20 protein-coding genes, 1 pseudogene and 1 riboswitch are annotated in these 25,119 nt (G+C 69.7%); of the genes and pseudogenes, 12 read left to right on the top strand and 9 right to left on the bottom strand.

The window, feature by feature from the left end; all coding sequences use genetic code 11:
- Positions 1-258: 258 nt before the first annotated feature.
- From ACIA5C_RS10845 to ACIA5C_RS10865, 5 genes are read left to right on the top strand one after another with little or no spacing between them, the layout of a single operon-like run.
- Positions 259-1,506, top strand: a complete 1,248-nt coding sequence (locus ACIA5C_RS10845) for an extracellular solute-binding protein (RefSeq protein WP_396053142.1) — start codon at positions 259-261, stop codon at positions 1,504-1,506.
- Complete coding sequence (locus tag ACIA5C_RS10850; protein WP_396053143.1) at positions 1,503-2,363, top strand: carbohydrate ABC transporter permease; 861 nt, start codon at positions 1,503-1,505, stop codon at positions 2,361-2,363. The genes ACIA5C_RS10845 and ACIA5C_RS10850 overlap by 4 nt, the downstream gene beginning before the upstream one ends.
- The gene (locus ACIA5C_RS10855) at positions 2,353-3,162 is read left to right on the top strand and encodes a carbohydrate ABC transporter permease (RefSeq protein ID WP_396053144.1); all 810 of its coding nucleotides are present in this window, start codon (positions 2,353-2,355) and stop codon (positions 3,160-3,162) included. The genes ACIA5C_RS10850 and ACIA5C_RS10855 overlap by 11 nt, the downstream gene beginning before the upstream one ends.
- A 7-nt stretch (positions 3,163-3,169) precedes the next feature.
- Complete coding sequence (locus ACIA5C_RS10860; protein WP_396053145.1) at positions 3,170-4,486, top strand: family 1 glycosylhydrolase; 1,317 nt, start codon at positions 3,170-3,172, stop codon at positions 4,484-4,486.
- A complete protein-coding gene (locus ACIA5C_RS10865; protein WP_396053146.1) occupies positions 4,483-6,225 on the top strand; it encodes a glycoside hydrolase family 2 protein in 1,743 nt (580 codons plus the stop codon). The genes ACIA5C_RS10860 and ACIA5C_RS10865 overlap by 4 nt, the downstream gene beginning before the upstream one ends.
- Here the strand turns inward: ACIA5C_RS10865 and ACIA5C_RS10870 are convergent.
- Positions 6,222-7,229, bottom strand: a complete 1,008-nt coding sequence (locus tag ACIA5C_RS10870) for a LacI family DNA-binding transcriptional regulator (RefSeq protein WP_396053147.1) — start codon at positions 7,227-7,229, stop codon at positions 6,222-6,224. The genes ACIA5C_RS10865 and ACIA5C_RS10870 overlap by 4 nt on opposite strands.
- A gap of 61 nt (positions 7,230-7,290) precedes the next feature.
- On the opposite strand from ACIA5C_RS10870, the gene ACIA5C_RS10875 reads away from it, so the two are divergent.
- Complete coding sequence (locus tag ACIA5C_RS10875; protein ID WP_396053148.1) at positions 7,291-7,932, top strand: helix-turn-helix transcriptional regulator; 642 nt, start codon at positions 7,291-7,293, stop codon at positions 7,930-7,932.
- Positions 7,933-7,991: 59 nt separating this feature from the next.
- Here the strand turns inward: ACIA5C_RS10875 and ACIA5C_RS10880 are convergent, their stop codons facing one another.
- Complete coding sequence (locus tag ACIA5C_RS10880) at positions 7,992-8,498, bottom strand: DinB family protein (RefSeq protein WP_396053149.1); 507 nt, start codon at positions 8,496-8,498, stop codon at positions 7,992-7,994.
- Positions 8,499-8,614: 116 nt separating this feature from the next.
- On the opposite strand from ACIA5C_RS10880, the pseudogene ACIA5C_RS10885 reads away from it, so the two are divergent.
- Positions 8,615-9,221: pseudogene (locus tag ACIA5C_RS10885) on the top strand (IS5 family transposase); the annotation flags it as partial.
- Positions 9,222-9,306: 85 nt separating this feature from the next.
- Here ACIA5C_RS10885 and ACIA5C_RS10890 read toward each other — a convergent pair.
- The gene (locus ACIA5C_RS10890; RefSeq protein ID WP_396053150.1) at positions 9,307-9,690 is read right to left on the bottom strand and encodes a hypothetical protein; all 384 of its coding nucleotides are present in this window, start codon (positions 9,688-9,690) and stop codon (positions 9,307-9,309) included.
- A 176-nt stretch (positions 9,691-9,866) separates the two neighbouring features.
- Here ACIA5C_RS10890 and ACIA5C_RS10895 point away from each other — a divergent pair, with 176 nt between their 5' ends.
- On the top strand, positions 9,867-11,090 hold the full coding sequence (locus ACIA5C_RS10895) for a ricin-type beta-trefoil lectin domain protein (protein ID WP_396053151.1): 1,224 nt from the start codon (positions 9,867-9,869) through the stop codon (positions 11,088-11,090).
- Between the two features lie 294 nt (positions 11,091-11,384).
- Positions 11,385-11,873: a DUF6232 family protein gene (locus ACIA5C_RS10900; RefSeq protein WP_396053152.1), complete on the top strand. Its 489-nt coding sequence runs from the start codon at positions 11,385-11,387 to the stop codon at positions 11,871-11,873.
- 122 nt (positions 11,874-11,995) lie between these two features.
- Here ACIA5C_RS10900 and bluB read toward each other — a convergent pair whose 3' ends face one another.
- Positions 11,996-12,640: a 5,6-dimethylbenzimidazole synthase gene (gene bluB, locus ACIA5C_RS10905; RefSeq protein ID WP_396053153.1), complete on the bottom strand. Its 645-nt coding sequence runs from the start codon at positions 12,638-12,640 to the stop codon at positions 11,996-11,998.
- 41 nt (positions 12,641-12,681) lie between these two features.
- Positions 12,682-12,883: riboswitch (cobalamin riboswitch) on the bottom strand.
- A gap of 11 nt (positions 12,884-12,894) precedes the next feature.
- A complete protein-coding gene (locus tag ACIA5C_RS10910) occupies positions 12,895-15,732 on the bottom strand; it encodes a glycoside hydrolase family 3 C-terminal domain-containing protein (protein WP_396053154.1) in 2,838 nt (945 codons plus the stop codon).
- Between the two features lie 191 nt (positions 15,733-15,923).
- Here ACIA5C_RS10910 and ACIA5C_RS10915 point away from each other — a divergent pair, with 191 nt between their 5' ends.
- Positions 15,924-17,381, top strand: coding sequence for a purine-cytosine permease family protein (locus ACIA5C_RS10915; RefSeq protein ID WP_396053155.1), 1,458 nt, complete (start codon positions 15,924-15,926; stop codon positions 17,379-17,381).
- On the opposite strand, the gene ACIA5C_RS10920 is transcribed toward ACIA5C_RS10915, so the two are convergent.
- From ACIA5C_RS10920 to ACIA5C_RS10930, 3 genes are all read right to left on the bottom strand, one after another.
- On the bottom strand, positions 17,357-20,251 hold the full coding sequence (locus ACIA5C_RS10920) for a hypothetical protein (protein WP_396053156.1): 2,895 nt from the start codon (positions 20,249-20,251) through the stop codon (positions 17,357-17,359). The two genes, ACIA5C_RS10915 and ACIA5C_RS10920, sit on opposite strands and share 25 nt — an antisense overlap.
- A gap of 72 nt (positions 20,252-20,323) precedes the next feature.
- Positions 20,324-20,788 carry a hypothetical protein gene (locus ACIA5C_RS10925; RefSeq protein ID WP_396053157.1) on the bottom strand — a complete coding sequence of 155 codons (465 nt, stop codon included), beginning with the start codon at positions 20,786-20,788 and terminating at the stop codon, positions 20,324-20,326.
- A gap of 107 nt (positions 20,789-20,895) precedes the next feature.
- Positions 20,896-21,555: a helix-turn-helix domain-containing protein gene (locus ACIA5C_RS10930; protein ID WP_396053158.1), complete on the bottom strand. Its 660-nt coding sequence runs from the start codon at positions 21,553-21,555 to the stop codon at positions 20,896-20,898.
- Positions 21,556-21,708: 153 nt separating this feature from the next.
- Between ACIA5C_RS10930 and ACIA5C_RS10935 the strand changes: the two genes are divergently transcribed.
- Positions 21,709-22,530 carry an amidase domain-containing protein gene (locus ACIA5C_RS10935; RefSeq protein WP_396053159.1) on the top strand — a complete coding sequence of 274 codons (822 nt, stop codon included), beginning with the start codon at positions 21,709-21,711 and terminating at the stop codon, positions 22,528-22,530.
- Between the two features lie 416 nt (positions 22,531-22,946).
- Here the strand turns inward: ACIA5C_RS10935 and ACIA5C_RS10940 are convergent, their stop codons facing one another.
- A complete protein-coding gene (locus ACIA5C_RS10940; RefSeq protein ID WP_396053160.1) occupies positions 22,947-23,741 on the bottom strand; it encodes a maleylpyruvate isomerase family mycothiol-dependent enzyme in 795 nt (264 codons plus the stop codon).
- A 106-nt stretch (positions 23,742-23,847) separates the two neighbouring features.
- Between ACIA5C_RS10940 and ACIA5C_RS10945 the strand changes: the two genes are divergently transcribed.
- Complete coding sequence (locus ACIA5C_RS10945) at positions 23,848-25,116, top strand: hypothetical protein (RefSeq protein WP_396053161.1); 1,269 nt, start codon at positions 23,848-23,850, stop codon at positions 25,114-25,116.
- Positions 25,117-25,119: the final 3 nt, after the last annotated feature.

Below are 25,119 nucleotides of genomic sequence, written 5' to 3' on the forward strand. Positions count from 1 at the left end.
TGTTGTCCCCGGTGACCGCAAGGGGTTGCTATCGGGGCTCGAGGGCGTTCACAATGCCGACCCGCACGGGACGCGAGGGCCGGGAACGACGCCTGTTCGTAAAGTGCCGGTAACAAGGTCTTGAGCCATCGCCAGATCGGGGCGTAGCCTCTGCTTAATCGATGAAGCAGCCGTGAGCTGCAGATTCGGTACCCCTTGCGTGCGAAGAAACGGCCAAGGCCGCGCCGTCGGCGTGCTGGGCTGTCATGAAGGAGAGCCATGAGGAACAAGCGAGTCTTTGCCGTCCTGGCGAGCGCCGCCGCGGCCGGCCTGCTGCTCAGCGCCTGCGGAAGCGGCGGCGGCGATTCGGGATCGTCGGGCCCGGTGAGCCTGACCGTCTGGACCGGGTTCACCGGCGGTGACCGGCCCGGCTACGAGCAGATCGTGAAGGACTTCAACGCCGCCCACCCGGACATCAAGGTCACCATGACCGTCCAGCCGTGGGACACGATCACCCAGAAGCTGCCGTCGGCCTGGCTGACCGGCCAGGGACCGGACATCGCGGCGCCGTCCTCCGACCCGAACGCGATCGCCCAGTACGTCAAGACGAACTCGGTGCTGCCGATCACGGCCACCGGCACCGGCGACGACAAGGTGAACGTCGACCAGTTCGCCCCGGCGCTGGTCAAGGAGTTCACCTACAACGGCAAGCTGTACGCGGTACCGGCCAACTACGCGACGCTGAGCCTGTACTACAACAAGAAGCTTCTGCCCACGGCGCCGACCACGGTCGCCCAGATGCAGCAGGACGCGGCCACGGCGACCACCGGCGGCAAGTACGGCCTGGTCCTGGCCGACAACAACACCATCCAGATGTGGCCGGTCCTGCAGTGGCTCGGCGGTGGTGACATCGTCGGCACCGACAACTGCAGCACGATCTCGTCGGCCGAGAGCGTCGCCAGCCTCCAGCCCTGGGTCGACCTCGTCAAGAACAAGAAGATCTCCCCGGTCGGCCTCACCGGCGCCGAGGCGGACTCGATCTTCTCGGCCGGCAAGGCGGCCATGGAGATCAACGGTCCCTGGGCCGCGCCCGGCTACAAGTCGGCCGGCATCGACCTCGGCATCGCGACGATCCCGGCCGGCGCGAACGGCCAGTCGGTCACACTCGGCTCGACCGCGCCGCTGGCGATCTCGGCCAAGACCAAGCACGCCGCCCAGGCGCAGGAGTTCCTGGCCTACTGGACCAGCAAGGCCGCCCAGCTCAAGTTCTCGACCACGACCGGCTTCCCGCCCCTGCGTACCGACCTGGCCGACGACGCCACGCTCAAGGCCGACCCCACCGTCAGCGTCTTCGCCGGCCAGGTGCCGAACGCGAAGCTCTACCTGCCGCAGGTGCCGAACGCCACCAAGGTCGACAGCGACGCGTACGTGCCGCTGATCCAGAAGATCACCCGGGACGGCGACGTCGCCGGCGGGACCGCCGCGGCCGACAAGCAGATCAACCAGCTCACCGGTTGCAACAAGTGAGTAGGGCTCGCCCCTGGTTCTTCATGGGTCCCAGCCTGCTGATCCTCGGCGTGTTCGTGCTCTGGCCGATTCTGCAGTCGCTCTGGTACAGCCTGCACGACTGGACGGTCGGGGCGAGCGAGCAGCCGTGGGTGGGGCTCGGCAACTACACCAAGCTCGTGCACGACCCGCAGTTCCAGCGCGCGCTGGCCAACACGCTGATCATCACGGTCGCCTCGACGGCCGTGCTGGTCGTGGTCGGCCTCGGCCTGGCCCTGGCGCTCACTTCGGAGAACGTCGTCACCCGGGTGATCCGGTCGGCGTTCTTCTTCCCCACGGTCATCTCGCTGACCACGGTCGGCATGGTGTGGCGCTTCCTGCTCGACCCGGACATCGGCCTGGTCGGCGGGATCAGCCGGGCGCTCGGGCTGGGCGCGGTCAACTGGCTGCAGTCGACCGCCCTGGCCCTGCCCACGGTCATCTTCGTGAACGTCTGGAAGAACGCCGGCTTCGTGATGATCGTGCTGGTGGCCGGGCTCAAGGCCATCCCGCGCGAGCAGTACGAGGCGGCCGGGCTGGACGGCGCCGGGCGTCTCCAACTGCTGCGGTACGTGACGCTGCCGGGGCTGCGCCCGACGATGCTGTTCGTGACCTTCATGGTCACCGTCCAGTCGCTGCAGTTGTTCGACCTCGTCTACGTGATGACCGGCGGCGGGCCGCTGTTCCACACCGAAACCCTGGTCACCAAGCTCTATCGGGACGGGTTCACCAACTACGAGACCGGCTACGCGGCCGCCACGTCGTGGGTGCTGTTCATCGTGGTCGTGCTCGTCTCGGTCTTCCAGCTGAGGATTTTCAGGTACAACGATGCCGACTAGAACCGCCAAGTGGGTGTACGTAGGCATCGGTCTCGTACTCGCCCTCGTCCCCATCATCTGGACCGTGGCCGGCTCGTTCCGCACCGAACAGGACCTGTTCGGGCACCCGGCCGGCCTGATCCCGCATCAGTGGACGCTGCACGGCTACAAGGGCGTCTGGGACCAGTTGCCGTTCCTGCGGCTGCTCGGCAACAGCGTGATCTTCGCGGGCGTCACGACCCTGCTCACGCTGCTGTTCGACTCGCTGTGCGCGTACGCCCTCGCCCGCCTCGAATTCCGCGGCCGTAACCTCGCCTTCTGGCTGGTTCTGGTGACCCTGATGGTGCCGTTCCAGGTCACGCTGATCCCGGTCTTCGTCGAGCTGTTCCACCTGGGCTGGCTCAACACCTACCAAGGCCTGATCATCCCGCGGGCGACCAGCGCGTTCGGCATCTTCCTGTTCCGCCAGTTCTTCATGAGCATCCCGCGCGAACTCGACGAGGCCGCGCGCATCGACGGCGCCGGGCACCTCCGCATCTACTGGCGGGTGATCCTGCCGCTGGCCAAGCCGGCCATCGCGACGGTCGCCCTGCTCAACTTCACCAATCTCTGGAACGACCTGCTGTGGCCACTCGTGGTGAGCAGCTCACCCGACATGCAGACGCTGCCGGCCGGCCTCGCCCTGTTCGGCGGCCAGCACGTCACCGATCACGCGGTGCTGCTGGCGGGCGCCGTCATCTCCCTCCTACCGATCGCGGTCGCCTTCTTCCTCGCGCAGCGCTACTTCGTTGCCGGCATCTCGACCAGCGGCCTGAAATGAGCGCACAGTGCCCGATTTAAATGCAGGGTCATATCTGAACAACGACGATCTCCGCTGGCTGGTGGGGATCGAGGACACCTGTGTCTACCCACCGGCCGGTTCCGCGATGGCCCGGCTCGACGAGCACGCGCTGACCGGGCACGACCGCCATTGGGCTTCGGACATGGGTGCGGCTTCGCGCTTCGGCGCGAGCGGTTTGCGGTACGGCGTGAGCTGGCCCCGGGCCTGCCCGGCGCCCGGCGTCTACGACTGGGCGGAGCTCGACGAACGGCTCGGGTACGCCGTGCGCGAGCTCGGCCTGACGGTCATCGCCGACCTCGTGCACTACGGCACCCCGACCTGGCTGGACGGCGCCTTCGCCGACCCGCTTTACCCCGGGGCGATCGCCGATTTCGCGTCCGCGTTCGCCGCCCGGTACCGCGGACTGGTCGACCACGTCACGCCGCTGAACGAGCCGCTGACCACCGCGTCCTTCGCCGGCCTGCGCGGCGTCTGGCCGCCCGCTCTGACCGGCTGGCCGGGCTGGGCGACGGTCACCATGTCGATTGTGGACGGAATCCGGCGCACGGTCGCCGCGGTCCGGGCCGCCAACCCGGACGCGGTGATCGTCCACGTCGAGGCCGCCACCCTGTACGAGACGCGCGACGAGTCGCTGACCGACCACACCCGACTGCTCGCCGGGATCGGTTGTCTGCCAACCGAACTGCTGCTCGGCCGGGTCACAGCAGACCACCCGATGCGGTCCTGGCTGTCCTCGCAGGGTGCGCCCGAGGCCGTACTGGACGGCTTCCTGGCCGATCCGCCCGCGCTCGACGTGCTCGGGGTCAACTACTATCCCGACCTGACGCCCCGGGTCGTCGACCGGGTGGACGGTGCGATCCGGCAGGTCACCGCCAACCGCTGGACCGAGGGCCTGGAGCACGCGCTGCGCGCCGCGGCCGACCGGTTCGGCCTGCCGATGATGGTCACCGAGACGAGCATCGAGGGCGACGAGAGCGTCCGTCGCAGCTGGGCCGAGGAATCCATCGCCACCGTGCGGCGGCTGCGCGAGGAGGGCCTCGACATCCGCGGCTACACCTGGTGGCCGCTGCTCGATTTTGTCGACTGGTCGTTCGCGTCCGGGGGCCGTAACGTCGAGGAGTTCGTGCTCGACCCGGCCGGCGGTGCTGCCCCGACCACCGAGATGTATGGCGATGTTGCCGACGGCGTCACGCCGTTCCTTCGCCGGATGGGGCTGATCGCGTTGACGGAAGACGCCGGGGGAGACCTTCTGCGCTCGGACACCGAGGCGGCCGCCGCGTACACGAAGGAAGCCGACGCATGACCGCTCAGCGTGCCTCTCGCCAGGTTTCGCCGGCTCCGCGGCCGCAGCTGATCCGGGAGCACTGGACCGACCTGTCAGGGGAGTGGCGTTTCGCCTACGACGATCCCGGCGTCTGGGACCGGACCATTGTGGTGCCTTTTCCGCCGGAGTCCGCGCGGTCCGGGATCGGTGACCCCGGTTTCCACGATGTGGTGTGGTACCAGCGGGGTCTGAGCTGGGACGACATCGAGGCGGCGGGGTTCGACGCCGCCGCGCGGCCACGGCTGGTGCTGCGCTTCGGCGCGGTCGACTACCGCTGCACGGTCTGGCTCAACGGGGTCCGGCTGGGTGACCACAAGGGCGGCCACACGCCGTTCGGCTTCGACATCCAGGACCACCTGCTTCCCGATCAAGATCAAATCCTTACGGTACGCGCGGAGGACCGCGCCGAAGATGTCGGACAGCCCCGGGGCAAGCAGGACTGGCAGCGGGACGCGCACGTCATCTGGTACGACCGCACGACCGGTATCTGGCAACCGGTGTGGCTCGAGGCGACCGCAGCAGTGGCCGTCGAGAGTCTGCATTGGACCGTCAACGTGCCGGACGGGACCGTGCGCGCCGAGATCGGGCTCAATCGGCCGCCGCCGCCCGGAACCACCTGCGACATCGAGCTCCGGCACGACGACGAGGTGCTGGGCGCGATTCGATTCCCGGTCGCCTCCCAGCGGTCCCTCGCCACGGTCACTCTTCCCGCCCTGGCGAACGGTCAGGCGTCCGAGGAACTCCTCTGGTCACCCGCGCGGCCCACGCTGATCGACGCGGACGTGCGAGTCGGTGGCGACGCTTTGTCGTCCTATGTGGGTCTGCGCTCGGTGGCGGTGGCCGACGGGCAGTTCCTGCTCAACGATCGCCCGCTCTACCTGCGATCGGTGCTGAGCCAGGGATTCTGGCCGGAGTCCCACCTGGCCGCGCCGTCACCGCAGGCACTGGAGGACGAGGTCCGGCTCATTCTCGACCTCGGCTTCAACGCGGCCCGGGTGCACCAGAAGGTCGAGGACCCGCGCTTCCTCTACTGGGCCGACCGGCACGGGCTGCTGCTGTGGGGCGAGGCGCCGGCCGCGTACGAGTTCTCGGCGGTCGCGCTCGGCCGCACCACGCGTGAATGGCTCGAGGTGCTCGAACGCGACCGCTCGCACCCCTCGATCGTCACGTGGGTGCCGCACAACGAGAGCTGGGGCATCCAGCAGATCGCCCACGATCCGCGGCAGGCCGCCTTCGCCCGGGGACTGGCCGAGCTGACCCGCGCCGTCGACGGCACCCGGCCGGTGATCTCCAACGACGGCTGGGAACATGCCGGATCCGACATCGTCACCGTGCACGACTACGAAGCTTCCCCCGCGGCCCTGCGCGGGCGGTACAGTTCGCGCGCCTTCCTGGCGAGCGGCATCGGTCCGGCGGGGCGGCGGATGAGCGTACGGGAAGAATTTGATCCTTCGGCCCCGGTGATGCTCACCGAGTTCGGCGGCATCAAATACGCGCCGGGTTCTTCGTCGTGGGGCTATTCGGTTGCCGCGTCCGACTCGGAGTTCGAGACACAGCTGCGGGCGATGTACGAGGCGCTGCGGGCGTCGCCGCTGCTGGCCGGCACCTGTTACACGCAGCTGACCGACACCATGCAGGAGGCGAACGGCCTGGTCACCGCCGACCGGAAGCCGAAGATCGACCTCGCGGTGATCCGCTCCATCGTCGAGGGGCTCTAACCACAACCGCACGAGGCCCGGTAGCGGAAGGTGACGTCCATCTGCTGCCGGGTCCAGCCGCCGGCGCGGCCGTCGACGAGTTCCAGCAGCCGGGCGGTCGCCACCGCGGCCATCTCCTCGGCCGGCACCGCCACCGTGGAGATGGCCGGGGTGGTGACCCGCGACAGACCGAAGTCGTCGAACCCGATCAGCGCCACGTCTTCCGGCACCTCACGGCGCTGCTCGCGCAGCGCGGTCAGGGCACCGAACGCCATGTCGTCGTTGGCCGCCACGATCCCGTCGAAGGCGTCCGTCCCGCCCTCTTCGATGAGCCGCCGCCCGCACTCCTCGCTGAAATCACCCTCCAGCGCTTGCGCCTGCACGCCGTGGGCACCGACCGCGTCGTAGAAGCCGTCGCGCCGGTCGACGCCGGTCTGGTGGTCGAGCGGGCCGGTCAGATGCAGCAGACGCCGCCGGCCGTGCGCCACGATCAGGTGCTCGGTCGCCATTTTCGAGGCCGTCCGGTCGTCGACCCCGACCGTGATCGCCTCGGCCAGCTGCGGAAAGTTGCCGATCAGCACCAGCGGCAGCCCGCTCGCCAGCAGGCGGTCAACGGTCTCGTCGGCGATCGCCGCACTGGTCAGAATCGCTCCGTCGGCACTGTGCGACCGCATCACCCGCTCGTACGCCGTGAGGCCGCGCGCCTCGTCGGCGTTGGTCGCGATGAGAACCTGGGTGTCGTGGTCGTTGGCCACCGACGTCACGCCGCTGAGCACATGCATGAAGTAGCTGTGGCCGAAGACGTGCTTCGAGGTGGTCGGCACGATCAGGGCAACCGCGCCGGCCCGCTGCCGCCGCAGGGCCCGGGCGGCGGAGCTGCCCACGTAACCCAGCTCGGCGGCGACGGCGCGCACCTGCTCCTTGGTCGTGGGGCTGATCCGGTCGCTGTCCCGCAAGGCCATCGAGCAGGCCGCCGCGGTAATGCCGACGCGGTCGGCCACATCCTGCAGGGTGACCCGCTTCATCGATTAATCGTAGCCGGTTCTCACCGGTTTTCCACGAAGCCCAGTTGTGTAAAATGGCCGCGTGTTGGAGCGCCCGCGCGGCCGCCGGGCCGAGGTTCTGGCCCTCATGCGAGAGGCCGGTTCGGCGATGAGCATCGTCGAGATCGCCGAGCGCCTGGACGTCCACCCCAACACGGTGCGCTTCCACCTCGACACGCTCGTCCGGGGCGGTCAGGTGGCCCGGGTCGAGGTGCCACCGGCCGGGCCGGGCCGCCCACCGCAGCTCTTCCAGGCCCATCCGGGCATGGACCCGGCCGGCCGGCGCAACTATCTGTTCCTCGCCTCGGTGCTGGTCGAGAACCTGGCCGACGGGCCCCAGCCGATCGGGCGGGCAACTGCGGCCGGCGAGGCCTGGGGCCGCAAGATGGCCGCCGAACGTGGCGTTCGGCCTCACCCGAGCCGCCCGCAGGCGGTGCGGGCGCTCGTCGATCTGCTCGACGAGGTGGGCTTCGCACCCGAACAGGCGCCGCCCGGGCGGCGGCGCGAGATCGGCCTGCGGCACTGCCCGTTCCTCGACCTGGTCGACTCGCGCGAGATCGTCTGCGCGATCCACCTGGGCGTGATGCGCGGGGCGATGGAGGCGGTCGACGCGCCGGTCGCCGTCACCCGGTTGCAGCCGTTCGAGCGCCCGGACCGGTGTCTTGCCTATCTGGGTGCGCCCTAGTCCCGGCGCCATGCAGGGGTGGTGCCGCCGGTGGCGGCTAGGCCGCGTTTCAGAAGTCGCTACACGCCGGTCGTACCATCGATGCGCTCGCGCAGGATGTCGGCGTGACCGTTGTGCCGGGCATATTCCTCGATCATGTGCAGATAGACCCAGCGCAGATCCATGGTAGTACCGCGGGTACTGATGAACTTTTCGTCCAACGACCGATCTGCCGTGGTCACCCGCGCGGCCTGCACTTCTGCGGCGTAGGTCGCGAAGTCCGCATCCACGTCCGCTTCGTCGACCGCCATGAAGTCGCCGTCGTTGTCCCAATAGATGGCGGTGACAGGCGCCGCGGCGAACTGACGCCGGAACCAGTAACGCTCCGAGTCGGCCATGTGCCGGACCAGGCCGAGCAGCGTGAGCGAAGATGGCTCGGCGGCGCGCATCTTGAGCTGGTGCGCGTTCAGCCCGGCACACTTGATCAGCAGCGTGCTCCGATGGAAGTCGAGCCAGGCGTCGAGTTGCACACGTTCGTCGCCGTGTCGGGGCGGATCAACCCGGTTGATCTCCTTAGGTATCGCCACGCTGCCACGGTACAGAAGACCAGCTGTTTCCTGGCGACCCGCAAGTCCTGCCCAACCAGTGTCAGGGCGTGTCCGTGATCGATAAATGGCGAGGTGACCAATACCCCGGAGACCTCGTGGACACCATACCGGTTGCCGCGCGGGCGGACCTGACTGACGTGCAGTGGGCGGTGCTGGGGCCGTTGCTGCCTGAGGGCAGGAAACAGGGCCGCCCGCCGAAGTGGACCAAGCGGCAGCTCATCGACGGTATTCGCTGGGGAATACGGGTGGGTTCACCGTGGCGGGAGGTGCCCCCGCAGTACGGACCTTGGCAGACGGTGTGCGGCCTGTATCGCCGTTGGCAGCGCGACGGGACCTGGGTGCAGGTCCTGACCGGATTGCAGGCCCACGCGGACGCGGCCGGGCTGATCACCTGGGATGTGAGCATAGATTCGACCATCGCTCGGGTGCATCAGCACGCGGCGGGTGCACGTAAAAGGGGGATCTGCAGATCGAACCACCCGGCGGAGCCGGTGCAGTCGAGCCTCCGGATCACGCGTTGGGGAGCTCACGGGGTGGGTGGACCACGAAGCTGCACCTGGGTTGCGAACAGGGTCGCAAGCCTTTGTCGCTGCTGATCACCGCCGGTCAGCGCGGAGACAGCCCGCAGTTCGCCGCCGTTCTCGAACGCATCCGGGTTCCCCGCCTGGAAGTGGTCGGCCACGTACTCGACCGGACCGGGTATCGCCGTGCGCTACGAAGCCACCATCCACGTCGCAGCGATCAACATCTGGCTCCGCTGTCTGGAACGGAACTTATGAAACGTGGGCTAGCTCGACAGCAGGAGCACGCCGCCGGTGACCAGGGCGGCAACCTTGACGATCTCGGTGGCCACGTAGGCGTAGTGGCTGGTGGAGCGGGGCGCTTCCGCCCCGCCGAGAATGCGGTCGGAGCGCCGGGTCAGCCGCGGCCGCACGACGAACATCTGCAGCACCAGCACGACGACGGCAACCGCGCCGGCCACGACGGCGCCGGTGCGCAGCGGCCCGGCGATCGCTGACACCAGCCACGCCGCGGCGAGCACCGCCTCGACGGCGTTCAGGGCCCGGAACACGAGCCGGCCGATCGCGACCCCGATGGCCAGGGTGATCCCGGGCGCCCGGAACTTGAGCGGTGCCTCGAGGAACGAGATCGCCACCACCATGCCAGCCATACGTACGTGACCGCGACTGCCTGCTTTTACACAACTAACACTTGAATAAAAGCCGCCAGGGCAGTTCGGGCAAGTCATGGTGACGAACGGTCATGGGCTCGATCTGGACGTGACCGGAGGCCGAGTCATGCTGAGATCATTGACCGTAGTCGATTTCCTTCGGACGGAGGCATGCGATGCCGGGTCTGCAGCTCTTGGTCGCCGCGGCGCTGGTGGTGACGGGCACGGCCGACCCCGCGGCGGCCACGACCGCCGGGCTCGACTACGTGGCGATGGGTAGTTCGTTCGCCGCCGGGCCGGGGATTCCGCCGGCGCAGTCCGGAAACGGGGCCGCTGCCTGCTCGCGCTCGGCCAACAACTACGCCGGCATCGTCGCGCGGGAGATCGGCGCGAACCTCACCGACGTCTCGTGCAGCGGCGCGACCACGGCCAATGTGCTGACCGACAGCCAGTCCGGCCAGCCGCCCCAGATCAGCGCTGTGACCAGCGCGACCAAGGTGGTGACCGTGACCATCGGCGGCAACGACGTCGACTACCTCGGCAGCCTGGGCGCCTACACCTGCCAGGACGACGGCGGCAGCGGGTGCGCGGGCGTCGACCGGAACGCCATCGACCAGGCGTTCACCGCGCTGCCCGGCCGCATCGAGAACGTGGTGAACGCCGTGCACGGTGCCGCCCCGGGCGCCCACGTCTACCTGGTCAACTACTTCACCATCCTGCCGGACTCCGGCGCCTGCACCGGCGTCCCGCTCACCGCCGACCAACTGGCGTACGAACGCAGCATCGCCTCCCGGCTCGCGACCGCCACCTCCACGGCGGCCGCGGCCACCGCGTCGACCCTGGTCGACCTCGCCGCGGCCAGCCACGGGCACGACGCGTGCTCCGCCGCACCGTGGGTGGAGACCGGGCATCCGGCCGCCGGCCGATCTCAGTACCACCCGAACGAGGCCGGCATGCGCGGAGCGGCCGGCGTGGTGGAGACCGCTCTCGTCTCGGCCGGGCAGTTGCACACCGGCCCGGTACGCTCCGGCATCGCCGGCAAGTGCGCGGACGTCTCCAACTCCGGCACCGCGGACGGCACCCCGGTGCAGCTGTGGACTTGTAACGGCACCGGCGCCCAGGCCTGGACGTACGCGCCCGGCGCCGGCGGGGCCGTCCGAGCCCTCGGCAAATGCCTCGACGTCAGCAACGGCGGAACGGCGAACACCACCAAGGTTCAGCTGTGGACGTGCAACGGATCGGGCGCCCAGCGCTGGGTAACCGGGGCGAACGCGGCGCTGGTCAATCCGCAGTCCGGACGCTGCCTCGACGACCCGGGCAGCTCAACCGCGGACGGCGCGCGGCTGCAGATCTACGACTGCAACGGCACGGCCGCGCAGCAGTGGACGCCGGCGACCTGACCAGCCGTGCTCCGGTGACCTTCGCGCGCGGGAGCATTCAGGCGCGGCGGCGGCCGGCCGATGACGATGGCGCGAAACCTTCACGGTTGTCTCACCAAGGCCCTCGTACTGTCCGGCGCATGAGAAGCGATGCCGTGTACCTGCACGTCGGCGCCTTCCTGTTGGGGATTGCCCTTTTCCTGGCTGTCGCCGAGTGGCGACCGTGGCGGCGCCGACGCAAATAGCGCAGATATCAGACAGGCGCGACGGGCGCCGGTGAGCTGCAATGGGGGTGGGCGGCGAACGGGGACGACGATGCGGGTCTACTACCAGGATTCCGAAATCTGCATCACCCCCTCGGCGTTCCGGGTCGGCGGCCAGGCTTACCCGCTGCGCGACATCGAGCAGGCGTGGCGCGTGCGCCGGCGGGCCCTCGGCAGCCGGGTGAAGGGCGCCGGGTCGGTGCTCGGGGTGGTCGTCCTGATCCAGGTGGTGCTGGTCCTGATCGGACGCTGGGTGCTGGCGCTGACCAGCGGCGGCATGGTGCTCGTCGGCGGGGTCGTGCTGTTCGTACGGTGGATGATCCACCTGGCGGCGGGCGCGCCCGCCCTCAACGCGCTGGAGGATCTTCGCCGCTACGGCTCACGCCTCGAGCTGTGGGCGGTGGTCGCCGGCGCCGACGTGCTGCTGTTCGACACCGACGACGCGGTACGGCACGGCCAGGTCTGCCGGGCGCTGTCCCGCGCGATAGCCGACCGCCACGCTGCCCAGCGGGCCTGGCGGAACCGCAGACGAAATACGTAGACCGCCGGCCGGCGGTCGCGCCGGTCGCCCAGCGCATAGGCCGAGACGCGGAGCCCGGTGGCCCGCCCGAACGTCTGCGGCCGCCTAGCGCAACCATCAAGGGGCGGGCCACCGGGGCGTGCTCAGACGGTCGCGCCGGGCCAGCGGTCGACGTGGACCGCAGCCTGCCAGGGGCGGCGCCGGCGCCAGCCGTGCTGTTCCAGGTCGGGGACCTCGTTGAGGTGGCTCACCGGACCCAGGCAGAGCCAGGCGACCGGCCGCACCCGAGCGGGCAGGTGGAGCAGTTGCCGCAGGAACGGTTCCCGATAGAACGAGACCCAGCCAACCCCCAGCCCCTCGGCGGTGGCGGCCAGCCACAGGTTCTGGATGGCCAGGCAGACCGAGTACAGCCCGGCGTCGGCGATCGCGTGCCGACCGAGGACCGCTGGGCTGCCCCGGTCGGGGTCGTACGTCACCGCGATCGACAGCGAAGCCTCCCGGACGCCGTCGATCTTGATGCGGGCGAACCGCTCGGCCTCGGCGCCGGTCAGACCGGCCGCGAAGGTGTCGCGCTCGTCCTGGACGTGAATGTGGAAGGCCGCCCGCAGGCCGGCATCCTCGACCAGGATGAAGTCCCACGGCTGGGTCAGCCCGACGCTGGGCGCGGCGTGGGCGGCGGCCAGGACGCGGTCGAGGGCATCGCGGGGGATCGGCGCGCCGGTGAACTGAGCGCGCACGTCGCGCCGGCGGTGAATGACGTCGTAGAGGTCGCTGAGATGGTCGGACATGGGCAGGCTCCCGCTGCGTCATGGGCCCTGGGGCATGCCCCAGGGCCGGTCAGACGCGAGGCCGGTCTTCGGACTCCCGGATCTTCACCTGACCGCCCGCCTTCCCAGCCGTTCGGCCAGTGGCTGCGCTTGTCGCGCGTGGGCGGCGGCTCCCCGGTCACCGCGGCGGGCCCGTGCCGGATTCACACCGGCTTCCCGATTCTCCCCGCCCGAGGGTGGGGCACCTCGCTGACTAGTTCGTGCCAACGGGCACTCTACGTGTACAGGTTGAGCTCGGCGATGGACCACCACGACGATGCCGAGCCGGTCTGGGTGATGCGCAGATAGCGGGCGGTCTGGCTGCCGATCGTCGCGGTCACCAGGGCCGCGCTGCCGGTGCCCGAACCCGCGGTGCGCCAGGTGCTGTTGTCGGTCGACACATCGATGCGGTAGCCCCGGGCGTAGTCGGCGGTGCTGCCGCCCGAATCCATCACGACCTTGCTGAAGGTCCGGGCCGCACCGAGGTCGAGCGTGACCGTGTTGCCGTTGGCCATCGGCGTTCCCGAGCTCCAGCGGGTCCCGTTGTCACCGTCCAGCATCCGGGCCGGCACATCGGAGGCACTCGACGGCGATGCCGTCGCGGTCCATCCCGTACGCGCGAGCGCCGTCGACCCCGAAGACCCGGTCGTCACCGAGCCGGTCAGGCGGATGTCGCGCGACGAGGCGCCGACCAGGATCTGGCTGGTGCCGCCCGCACCGGCCCAGCCGCCGTTCCAGTACTGGAAGCTGCGCGGGTCCAGGGTGACGGTCACCCGCTGGGACTGCCCCGGGTTGAGGCTGACCTTGGCGAAGCCGCGCAGGTTCCTGGGCGGCTCGCCGGTCGAGGCCGGTTGGCCGACGTAGACCTGGGCGACCTCGGCACCGGCCCGGGTGCCGGAGTTGGTGATGTCGAACGAGACGGCGACGTTGCCGGCGGCGTCGGGTGCGGCAACGGTCAGATTCGCGTACGCGAAAGAGGTGTAGGAAAGGCCGAACCCGAAGGGGAAGGCCGGGGTTTTGTTCTGCCGGTCGTACCAGCGGTACCCGACGTCGATGCCCTCGGAGTACTGCACGGTGTTGTTCTGTCCCGGCCATTGGGCGGCGGTGTGCGCGGGCACGTCGGCGAGCGAGGCCGGGAAGGTGACGGGCAGTTTCCCGGACGGGTCGACGTCGCCGAACAGCAGCGAGGCCAGGGCGTTGCCGTACTCCTGACCGGGGTACCAGCTCTCGATGATGCCGCGGACCGAGCCGGCCCACGGCATGACCACCGCGGAGCCGCTGTTCACCACCACGACCGTGTTCGGGTTGGCCGCCGCGACGTCGGTGACCAACTGGTTCTGGTCGGCGGGCAGGTTGATGTCGGACAGGTCGCTGCCCTCCGACTCGAACTTGCCGACGAACACCACCGCCAGATCGGCGGCCCGGGCGGCCGCCACCGCCTGGTCGTGGGCGTTCGTGCTCGGCGGCGTCCACTTCTGACCGGCCGAACCGTTGCACGTGCTGATCTGCAGCTGGGTGCTGTTGGTCGAGGCCGGCGCGGTGAGGCACTTGCCGGAACCGGTGTTGACCAGGGTGCCGCCGGTGGCGGTCCACTTCTGGGCCGGACTGCCGTTGCAGTCGTAGAGCTCGATCCTGGTGCCGTCGGCGGTGCCGGCCCCGGTCACGTCCATGCACTTGCCGAGCGCCTGCAGGCTGCCGTCCGCGGCGGCGGTCCACGACTGCGCGCCGCTGCCGTTGCAGTCGTACAGCTGAACCGCAGTGCCGTTGGCGTTGTTGGCTGCGGCCACGTCGATGCACTTCCCGGCCAGGCCGGTGATGCCCGCGCTCGCGGTGCCGGGGGAGTTGGTGACGGTGACGCCGCTGCCGGCCCGGGTCACGATGCCCTGGTACGGGCTGACCGAGCCGGACGAGTTCACGCCCGCGCTGCCGCCGCCCTGATAGAGAGGCGCGCCCAGGACCGCGATCGACTTCGTGGTCGCCGGCACCGGAAGGACGGCGTTGCTGTTCTTCAGCAGGACGCTGCCTTCGGCCGCGACCTGCCGGGCCAGGGCGGTGTGCGAGGCCGAGGTGACGGTCGCGGCCATCGTTCCGGTTTGCGTACGGTCGAACAAGCCCTGCCGGAACATCGACGTAAGAATGCGGCGGACGTGGTCGTCGATGGTCGCCTGCGAAACCTGCCCGTTGGCGACCGCCGTGGTCAGGGCATTTCCGTAGTAGGTGCTGCCGGGCATCTCCATGTCGAGACCGTTGTTGGCCGACGCGACCGTGGAGTGGGTGCCGCCCCAGTCCGAGGTGATGAAGCCGTCGAAGCCCCAGTCGCCTTTGAGAACCTGGTTCTGCAGCGGCCCGTTCTCGCAGGCGAACGGCCCGTTGATGGCCGAGTACGAGCACATCACCGAGTCGGCGCCGCCCTGCTTCACCGAGGTCTCGAACGCGGGCAGGTAGATTTCCCGCTCGGCCCGGTCGGAGACGATCGCGTTGTCGGCCGAGCTGTTGCGGCTGGTCTCCTGGTTGTAGACGGCGTAGTGCTTGACCTGCGCCATCGGCCCTTGGCTCTGGATGCCCTGGATGTCGGCGGCACCCATCTGCCCGGCCAGGTAGGGATCCTCGCCGAACGACTCGAACGCGCGTCCCCACCGGGGGTCACGGACGATGTTGATGGTGGGCGCGAGCACGACGTTCGTGCCCTTGCCCCACTGCTCGGCACCGAGCGTGCTGCCGTACTGCTTCATCAGTGCGGTGTCCCAGCTGGCCGCGCCGGCGACCGGGGCGGCCAGCTGGGTGACCCCGGTGGCGCCGTCGCCGACGCCGACCGGGCCGTCCTGCAGGCGCAGGGCCGGGATGCCGAGGCGGGTGTTGGCCGGTATGCAGCCCGCATAGCCGCAGGAGCCGCCGCCATGCAGCATGGTCAGCTTCTCGGCCTGGGTCATGGCCGCGAGCAGGAGGTTCGCCCGGTCGACCGGGGCGAGTGCGGTGTTCATCCAGGGCTGGTCGGCCGCCATGGCCGGGGCAGCGGGGAGGGCGACGATCGCCAGAAGGACAGCGAGGATCGCCGCGAGACGACTTCGAAGCATGGGGGACTCCGAGCATCGATGCGGTATGTCGACGGGGAAATCGACCGGATTTCCAGCATCGCTTCTTTTACGCCGCGATGGAAGTGGGCCGTGGTTCCGGGATTGCGACCAAGAACTCCAGCTTCGGGATGTTCAGTGACCATCCGGCGCGGCAAGATGACCATAGATGCCCGGTGGAGAGGCGGTCGGCGATGGCCAGTACGCAGACGATGGCGGGCGGTCCCGGCGGGATCGAGCTCAAGGGCATCGAGATCGTCGCCGAGCACGAGCGGTCCGGAACACCGCGGTCACTGTTCTGGCCCTGGTTCGCGTCCAACATCTCGGTGCTCGGCGTCAGCTACGGCGCGTTCACGCTCGGCTTCGGCATCTCATTCTGGCAGGCCGTGATCGCCGGGGTCGTCGGCGTCGTGGTGTCGTTCGCGCTGTGCGGCGTGATCGCGCTGGCCGGCAAGCGCGGCTCGGCGCCGACCATGGTGCTTTCGCGGGCCGCCTTCGGGGTCAACGGCAACCGCCTCACCGCCGGGCTGTCCTGGCTGCTCACGGTCGGCTGGGAGACCGTGCTCGTGATTTTGGCGACGCTGGCCACGGCGACCGTGTTCGACCGGCTGGGCTGGGGCGGCGGCACCGGCACCAAAGTCGTCGCGCTCGTCGTGGTCTCGCTGGTCACCGTGCTGGCCGGGGTGGCCGGTTTCGCCGCGGTCATGCGCCTGCAGACGATCATTACGGTGGTGACCGCGGTTCTCACAGTGGTCTACATCATTCTGGCGGCCGGGCACATCCACTGGTCGACGGTGTCGGCCCTGCCCTCCGGGTCGACGCAGCAGGTCATCGGCGCGCTGGTGTTCCTGATGACCGGCTTCGGACTCGGGTGGGTCAACGCGGCCGCCGACTACTCGCGCTACCTTCCGCGTACGGCATCAAGCCGAGGCGTTTTCGCCTGGACCACCTTCGGGGCCGCGCTCGGACCGGTCGTCCTGCTGATCTTCGGCCTGCTGTTGGCCGGCTCGTCCAAGGACCTGTCCGCCGCGGTCGGCGCCGACCCGATCGGCGCGCTGACCACGATCCTGCCGACCTGGTTCCTGGTGCCGTTCGCGATCGCCGCGGTGCTCGGCCTGATCGGCGGCGCCGTCCTCGACATCTACTCGTCCGGGCTCGCCCTGCTCACCGCCGGCGTCCGCATCCCGCGCTACCTGGCCGCCGGCGTCGACGGCATCATCATGATCGCCGGAACGATCTACGTGGTCTTCTTCGGCAGCAGCTTCATCGGCGAGTTCCAGGGCTTCCTGATCACCCTCGGCGTTCCGATCGCGGCCTGGTGCGGCGTCATGCTGGCCGACGTGGCGCTACGCCGCCGAGACTACGCCGAGGACGAGTTGTTCGACCCGCGCGGCCGCTACGGCAGCGTGCGGCCGCTGCCCCTGGCGCTCGTCATCGTGGGCACGGCGATCGGCTGGGGCCTGGTCACCAACACGTACGCGGGCTGGCTCAGCTGGCAGGGCTACCTGCTCGGACCGTTCGGGCTCGGCGGCAAAGACGGCGCCTGGGCCTTCGCCGGGCTGGGCATTCTGGTCGCCCTGGCGATCGGCCTGCTGGGCACGCTGCTCGGCAGCGCCCGCCGGGTGCGTCAGGAAGAAGCGTCGCGGGCCTGACAAAGATTGGCGAGCGTTGCCGCGGCGCCCGCGCGCTGATCGCCGAAAGTGGCAGGCTGCTCTGCGCCGAGTTCGTCGAAGTACGCGACGCCTTCCGCCGTCAGCGCGATCACGTCATCGTCGATCTCGCCGGACACGAGGGCGATAGAGCCCACGTTCCACAGAGCGTTGGCCAGGCCGGGCAGGTGGGCGTCGCGGTTATCGGCGACCAGCTCCCGGTAGAGATCAACGGCTTGCCGGCCGGTCACCAGCGCTTCACCACCCTGACCGGCCCGCCCGAGCTGGATGGCGTGGTTTCTCACCGAAGTGGCCAGGTCGGGCAGGTAGACGTTGCGGTTGCTCGTGGCCAGCTCCCGCCGCAGGTCGACGGCCTGTCGGCTGGCCACCAGCGCCTCAGCGTCCCGGCCCACCCCGGCCAGCTGGGCGGCGTAGTTGTTCACCGAGGCGGCCAAGCCGGGTAGGTAAACCTCGAGATTACCCTCGGCCAATTCCCGGTGAAGGTCGACGGCCTCCTGCCCTGCGGCCATCGCCTCGACGGGACGGCCTGCCTCGACCAACCGGATGGCGTGGTTGTTCAGCGAGGAGGCGAGATCGGGCAGGTAGGCGTCGCGGTTGTCCGCGGCCAGCCTCCGCCGCAACTCGACGGCTTGCCGGCTTGCCTCCATCGCCTCGACGCGACGGCCTGCCTCGGCCAACCGGACGGCGTAGTTGCTCACCGACCAGGCCAAGTCGGGCAGGTGGGCGTCGGGGTCATGCTCGGCCAGTTTCCGGTACAGATCGACGCCCTCCTGGCCGGCGGCCAGTGCCTCAACGCGGTCTACGTTGGCCAATCGGACGGCGTGGTTGTTCACCGACCGGGCCAGGGCGGGCAGGTGGGCCTGCGGGTTGTCCGCGGCCAGCTCTCGCCGCAGGTCGACCGCCTCCTGGCTGGCCGCCATGACCTCATCCCTCCGGCCCGCGTCGGCCAACCGGCCGGCGTGGTTGTCCAATGAGGCGGCCAAGTCGGGCAGGTGGGCGTCGCGGTCATGCTCGACCAGTTCCCGGTACAGGTCGACTGCTTCCTGGCTGGCCGCCAGCGACTCGGCCCGCCGACCTGCCTGCGCCAAGTGGATGGCGTGATTGGCCACCGACCCGGCCAGGTTGCCAAGGTGGGCCCCCCGGTCATCCGCCGCCAGCTCCCGCCGCAGGCCCACTGCGTCCTGGCTGGCCGCCATCGCCTCATCCCGCTGACCCACCTGATTCAACCGCATCGCATGCCGATGCACCCACCGGGCACGCTCGGCGGCCGAGGTGCCGGACGGAAAGGTAGAAACGATGCGGCTGGTCAGCGCGGCCGCGAGCCGGCCCAGTTCCAGCGTCGGATAGGGCACCTGCTCGGCCACGGCGCACAACGCGGGCCAGTCGATATCCGCCGTGGCGAGCAGGACTGTCATCCGGGTCGTGAAGCGGCCCGGAAACTGGACCGCCACCCGCACAACCGCCCGGGCCATCAAGACCACGTCCGCCGCCAGCACGACGTCGATGATCGCGTCAGCACCCGGCTGATGAGCGCATGCCCGGCCCAGCACCGTCAAGGCCCGCACGGCCTGTTCCAGGCTCGCCCCGGTGAAGAGCGCCGAAAGCATCACGGGCCGATAACCGCTCAACACTCGTACGGCGAGAGCTTCGGCCAGCAGGTCAGGCTGCACACCGACCCATCCGCCACCGGCCGGGTCCCGCGGGTACAACCCGGTCAGCCACCCGGTGTACCGGTGCACCAGCTCCTCGTCGGCGTCCGACAGTGCCGGCACCCGTCCCACCACGTCGGCGGCCTGCTCGTCACCGTCGGCGCCCAGCAACGCCGCCAACCCGACCAACTCCTGCAGGACCGCATCGGAACCCGGCTGTGCACCGGCCACCAACCCCGCCCGGCGGGCCGCGCCCCGCCAGTAACGAGCCTCATGCCCCAGCACCTCGGCCAGCACATCGACCCGGTCCTGGCGGTACGCACCGCCCAGCACTGCCACCAGCGCTGCAGCGTGCAACCGCAACACCGGGGTGTCCACATCCCAGCCGCGCGCCGGCACCGCCACGGCCGGCCGGCCGAGACGGTCGGCGAACGCGGCCGCCGCCTGCGCCACGACCTGGTCCGGCGAACCTTCCTCGACCTGCGCCGAAAGCTCCACGACGCCGGCTGGCCCGGTCAGCGCGTCCACCAGGTGCGCCTGCTGCGGGTACGCCGCCGACAACGTCTCCCACCACAAGCCGGCAACGCGGCTGAGCAGCAGCACCCGCGCCCCCGCCTGCTGCGCCGCGCACAACAGTGCCGCCAGCCCAGCCCGATCCCGTGTCTCGGCATAGTCGACCAGTAGCAACTGGCGTTCCCTCGACGCACCGGACACGATCAGCTCGGCGGTCTCCGCCTCCGCTTCCGGCCGGACCAGAATCACCTGCCAACCGGGGACCCGGCCGGCGAGTTGCAACGCCAACCGGGTCTTCCCTACGCCACCGGCACCGACCAGCAGCCGCACGGCTGTCGCAGCGCGATCAGTGAGCCAGCTCTCCAGCTCTCGCAGGATCCAGCCACGACCGAAAAATGGCACCACCTGCCGACGTGGATGCAGCAACCACGCCACCGACTCGGGCAATTCTGCCGACACCACGCGCTGCAGCGACCGCGATCGCTCATCGCTGCGTTCCCGCCGTCTCGCCCATCGATCAGTGACTGTCGGGCCGAACGCACCGAGGACCGCGGCAGCCGACGCGGATACCACGGTCCAACCGGCCTTGTCGTCCGCGAGCGCCGCCCACGCGCCTGCGCCGGCGACCAGCGCGGGCACACCGGCCCACCACAGCCGCCGCCCGATCCAGTCCGACACGCCGCCACGCACCCCTGAACCGTACTGACGGCGATCGAAGAAACACAGCAACGTGGTTGTCGGCGATCGTTCTGCATGAGGGCCTCACGGGCAGCCGCGGGCCGGTCCGGGCGTGGGCGGTCCCGGCGCGGCGGCGTTCTCGGGCCATCTGACCTGCCAGATCTTCGGCTTGCCGGGGCCGGTGACACGGTAGATCGCCGTCTTGTTCGCGAAGCACAGTTTGTCGACGACCGAGGGATCCGGCATTTGCAGAACCAGCTTGGTCGGACGGGCGGCGTCCGGGTTCTGGTTGCCGGCGAGCACCTCGAGCTGTTCGCCGGCCGGATCTTTGGCCGACTTGCATCGCATGACGAGGAACACCTCGTCGCGACTGTCCCCGTTCAGATCGTAATGGTCCTCGCGGACCTTCAAGACATCGCCGAGACAGCTGATGTCCGCCTTGTGGAACGTCGCCAAGTCGGTCCTGGCGGAGGCGTCCGGAGTGCCGAACTGGCACCCGGCCAGCAACCCCAGAGCCGCAATTGTTGTCACCGATGCCAGACGACGCATTTCATCAACCCTTTCGCTTCCGGTGTGGTCACCTTTCAGGCTGTGACCGCCGGGAAGCCGCGGGCCAGGGATGCGCTGTCAGTTGCCAATCGCCTGCCAATGAACGATCAATCCAGCACCACGTGATCGGTTTCGCGGTAGGCGACCTCGGCGCCGTCGAAGCGCACCACCGTCCAGGCGAAGAGTGCGCCGTTGCCGGTGATCAATATATCGCCCCAATGGTTGTCGGCGCCGTAGTCGGTCCGATAGCCCAGGCGCTGGTCATCGGCGTCTCGCGCGATGCCGATGGTGAGATCCACATGGTGGCGATGCGCGGCCAGCCAATCGAGTCCCTTCTCCCCCTGGAACCGGCCCCATGCGGCATGCCACCGCGGGGAGTATCGCAACTCGACCCGCCCGATGATGTGCCGCTTGGTTTCGAGGGAGACCCGCGCGACCCGGACCGTGATCGCGTCGGCGTCGCATCCGGCGTCCATCGGATCGCTTCCGTCCGCGACCGCCTGCGTCGGCCACGGCGAGGCGGCCCGTTCGTTGAGCGCCGCATAGACCAGCCTCCATCGCCGCTCCCATTTCTCCAGGTCGCCGCCGCACGCCTTGACAATGGCCAGTGTCACGGCCAGCGAGGGAAGTTCCTTGCCTGACTCCGCGGCCCAGATGGTCGTGTGGGAGACAAATGCGCGGCGGGCAAGCAGACGCTGGCTGGTGATGCCGGCCGACCGACGCAGCTGTTTCAGATCGTCGGCGAACAGCTGAAGATCGGCGCTCATGGTCGGGCTGCTCCGGGGTGAGTCCGTCGTTCCGCCAATTGCATCCCGGAGCCGCCTCGCGTGGCAACCGTTTGGCAGCCTGCCACGAGATCGCTTTATTCGACCTTGCGGACCTGGGAGGCTGACGATCCCTTGACAAAGCGAGGATCAAGCATGAGAACGCCGACCCGATGCCGCGCGCTAGTCGCGATCCTTGCCGTCGCGTCGGTGCTTTTCCTGAGCCCTGCGCCCGCCGTCGCTGACATCGGCGGCTACACCGTGACCGGCACCGGCGGCCAAGGGCTCAAGGTCCGGGCCGATCCGTACGATGCGACGACGCAGCCGGTCTCGGTGCTGGCCGACGGGACGCCTTTCTCGGCGGTGTGCGCGGTACGCGGGCGCGATGTTTTCGGCAACAACGTCTGGCACCGCATCAGCGTGCCGGTCCAGGGCTGGATCGCCGACTTCTACACCACGACGCCGGGCTTCAACCAGTACCTGCCGGGCGAGCCGGAGTGTTACCACCGCACGACCGCCCGGGACTGGGCCTACGCGCACTACCTGGACGACGAACGATTCCCGGGCAACGACTGCACCTGGTTCGTCTCACAGGCCCTCTGGGCCGGTCAGGTGCCCCGCACCAGTGCCTGGACCGATCAGCCGGCGCCGACGGTTCCCGCTGTCCGCGCCGACGCGCTCAAGAACACCGTGGTCCAGGCCGGATACGCGACGATCCGCGAGGTCGGGTGGACCGATGTCACCGCCGGAGGGGCGCAGGTCGGCGACCTCATCGCGTACGACTGGGCCGGCGCACCCGACGGCGTGATCGACCACCTCGCGATCGTCACCTCCCTCGACGCTCAGGGCGCCCCCTCGGTGACCCAGCACAGCCTGGCCCGGAAGGATCGCTACTGGTCGTGGGACCCGGGCGAGAACAAGCCCATCAGCGCAAGCCATCCGGGCTCCCGCGTTTACCTGATCCACGTAACCCGATGACGTTACGGATCGGCGTCGTTATCGGTCAGCCGAAGTTGGTGCCCAGCCATTTGCCGAGGCAGTTGAAGGTCTCCCCGACGGTGTCGCCGAACTCGCCCGGGGTGGTGGCGCAGGCGGCGCACGGGGTGACAGGAACGATTTCGCGCTGAAGTCACCCTTCGAGCGGTCCCGGACGTTGTTGTCGGCCGGGTCCGCCGGCGGCACCCGCACCGAGGCGACGACCTCTGGGGCACTGCCGTCCGGGTGCTCCGGAGAGAGCAGCGGATAGGCGCCCCGGGTGTGGGCGATCAGCGCGGTGCCGGCCTCCCAGATGCGGGCACTGTCCCGGCCGACCGGCATGGGGGTGTCGTCGGTGTACTGCCCGTTGCCGCCGGTGATGATGGTCTGATCATTAGGTCAGAAGTCCTCGATGATGGTCAGCCGCTCACGTGGGCCGTGTTGTCGAGCCAATGCTGGGCCAGGCCGGTGTCGCCCTCGACGCTGATGCCGGTGACCTCGCGGCCGGTGAGCGGGAGCCGCCGGGTCAAGGCCAGCAGCAGCGATCGTGCCGGGCCGGTCACCGTCACCTCGGCCGGGCGGGTTGCGGGCTGCCAGATTGCCCCGTCCGGCCGCCGTTCGACGAACCAGGCGTCCGCGGTGTCGGTGGCCAGCCACTGCAGGGTCTGTCCGGTGCCCCGGATGGCGTGGGCCGATTGCGGCCGCTGCATCTCCCACGTGGGGGAGGTGAGCATCGCGAGGTGGTTGCTGATGAGCGCGGCCGCGATGTCGGCGTCGACGTCGGCCGGCCGGCCCGCCGCGCCGGCCGCGTCGGAGCCGTGGACGACGGATTCGTTGAGCATGCTGGACATCCAGAATCGCGTGCCGGACCGCCCGTCCGCCGCGGGGTTGAACACCGGTGCGTCGAGTGCGTCGTCCGAACAGGCCCTCACGACCCGCTGCGCGGCCTCCGACAGCCACGCCGGCCACTCATCGGGCCCGGCGGGCAGCGCGGCCATCTCCGTGGGCAGCCGTGCGGGGTCGGTGATGCGACGCTCGATGATCTCGGCGACCCAATGCTGGGTCTGACCGACGTGCTCGACCAGGTCGGTGACGGTCCACTCCGGGGCGGTCGGCACGGCGGCATCGGGTCCGGCCGTGGTGGCTGACTCCGCCAGCCGCCGGGTGTGTTCGACGATCGCCTGCCGGGCGCGTTCCGCGTTCAGCTCGGTCACCGGATGTCCTCTCCGTAGGTGTCTGTGCCGGGTATGACCCGGCGGCCCGGACGAACTCATCGGTGACGCGGCAATTGACTGCGGGCCGCTTGCTAGGTTGCGGGCTATGGCTGATGGTAAGCGGACGGGCGGGATCGCCCTTGCGGCCGCGATCGGCGCGGCGGCCGGCGCGACGCTCGTCCGGCGGCGGAAAGGCCGCGCGGCGGCGATCGGAGCGGCGGCTCTGGCCGCGACCGACCTCGTGGCGCGGGCCCGGCAGCGGCCGAACGAGATTCCGGCCTGGTGGTCGCGGGTCGTCATGAGCGGGGCGCTCGCGGCCCCGGCGGGCTGGGCCGGCGCGAAGGCGACCGGAGCCGGGCCGATCGCGGTCGGCGTCGCCGCCGGCTCGGTGGCCGGTGGGCTCGGGCTGCGGCCGCAGAAGGTGGCGCTGGGCCCGGTGGTCGGTGCGGCCGTCGGCGCGGCCTGGCGCCTTGCCGCCGGGCGGGACGCGCCGCCCGCCGCTGTCGCCGCGTCCGCGGTGGTCGGCTTCCGGGCGCTCTCGGCCGCGGTGTTCCGCGATCCGCAGGTGAGCTTGCTGGCCGAGAGCGTGCCGGCCCGGGAACTGCCCTTCGTGGTGCCGCTGGAAGCGCGCACCGGCTACGTCGGCACCGGCTACGTGCGGCAACTGGCCGAGGTGATGGGTGGGAAATATCAGGCCGACGCCGCCGACGTCGGGATCGTCGCCTCGCTCGACGACCTGGCCGGGCCGCAGTTCGACCCGGCCGGGGTCGGCCCGCTGGTGCGCGAGTTCTACGAGCACACGACCCGTTTCCGGCTCGACATCGTGCCCGAGTGGCGGCTCTGGGTGCGGCCCGGCTACCTGCTCTATCGCACCCTGGTCGCGCGGCGGCTCGGGCAGGCCAACGTGCCGATGAACCAGCGCGAGGCGCTGCGGGGCGTCCGCAGCCGGATCGACACCATCACGCCGGACGACAGCGACCTGATCGGCGTACGCGGGTGGATCCGCTCGTTCGCCGACACCGACGAGCCGATCTACGTCGGCATCTACACGACCTACCGCCACGAGGGTCGGGGCTACGTGAGTGTCGGATTCCCGGTGCCGCAGGGCAACTTCACGGCGACGCTGCTGCCGCTGCCGCGTCCGGATGGCGGCCTGGTGCTGACCAGCCGGGGCGATCTGGCCCACCCCGGGCACTACATGTCGTACGTGGATCGCGAGACCAGGGAGCTCACGACGCTGGCCGTGCACGGTTTCGCCGAGCGGCTCGACGTCTATGTCAAGGACGGCCAACTGCTGGCCGAGCATGCTTTTTCGGTCTATGGCCTGCCGTTCATGGTTTTGCACTACACAATTCACCGCAAAACCGCAGCATAGCGC

It is taken from the genome of Actinoplanes sp. NPDC051343 (assembly GCF_044455125.1).
Classification (GTDB): Bacteria; Actinomycetota; Actinomycetes; order Mycobacteriales; family Micromonosporaceae; genus Actinoplanes.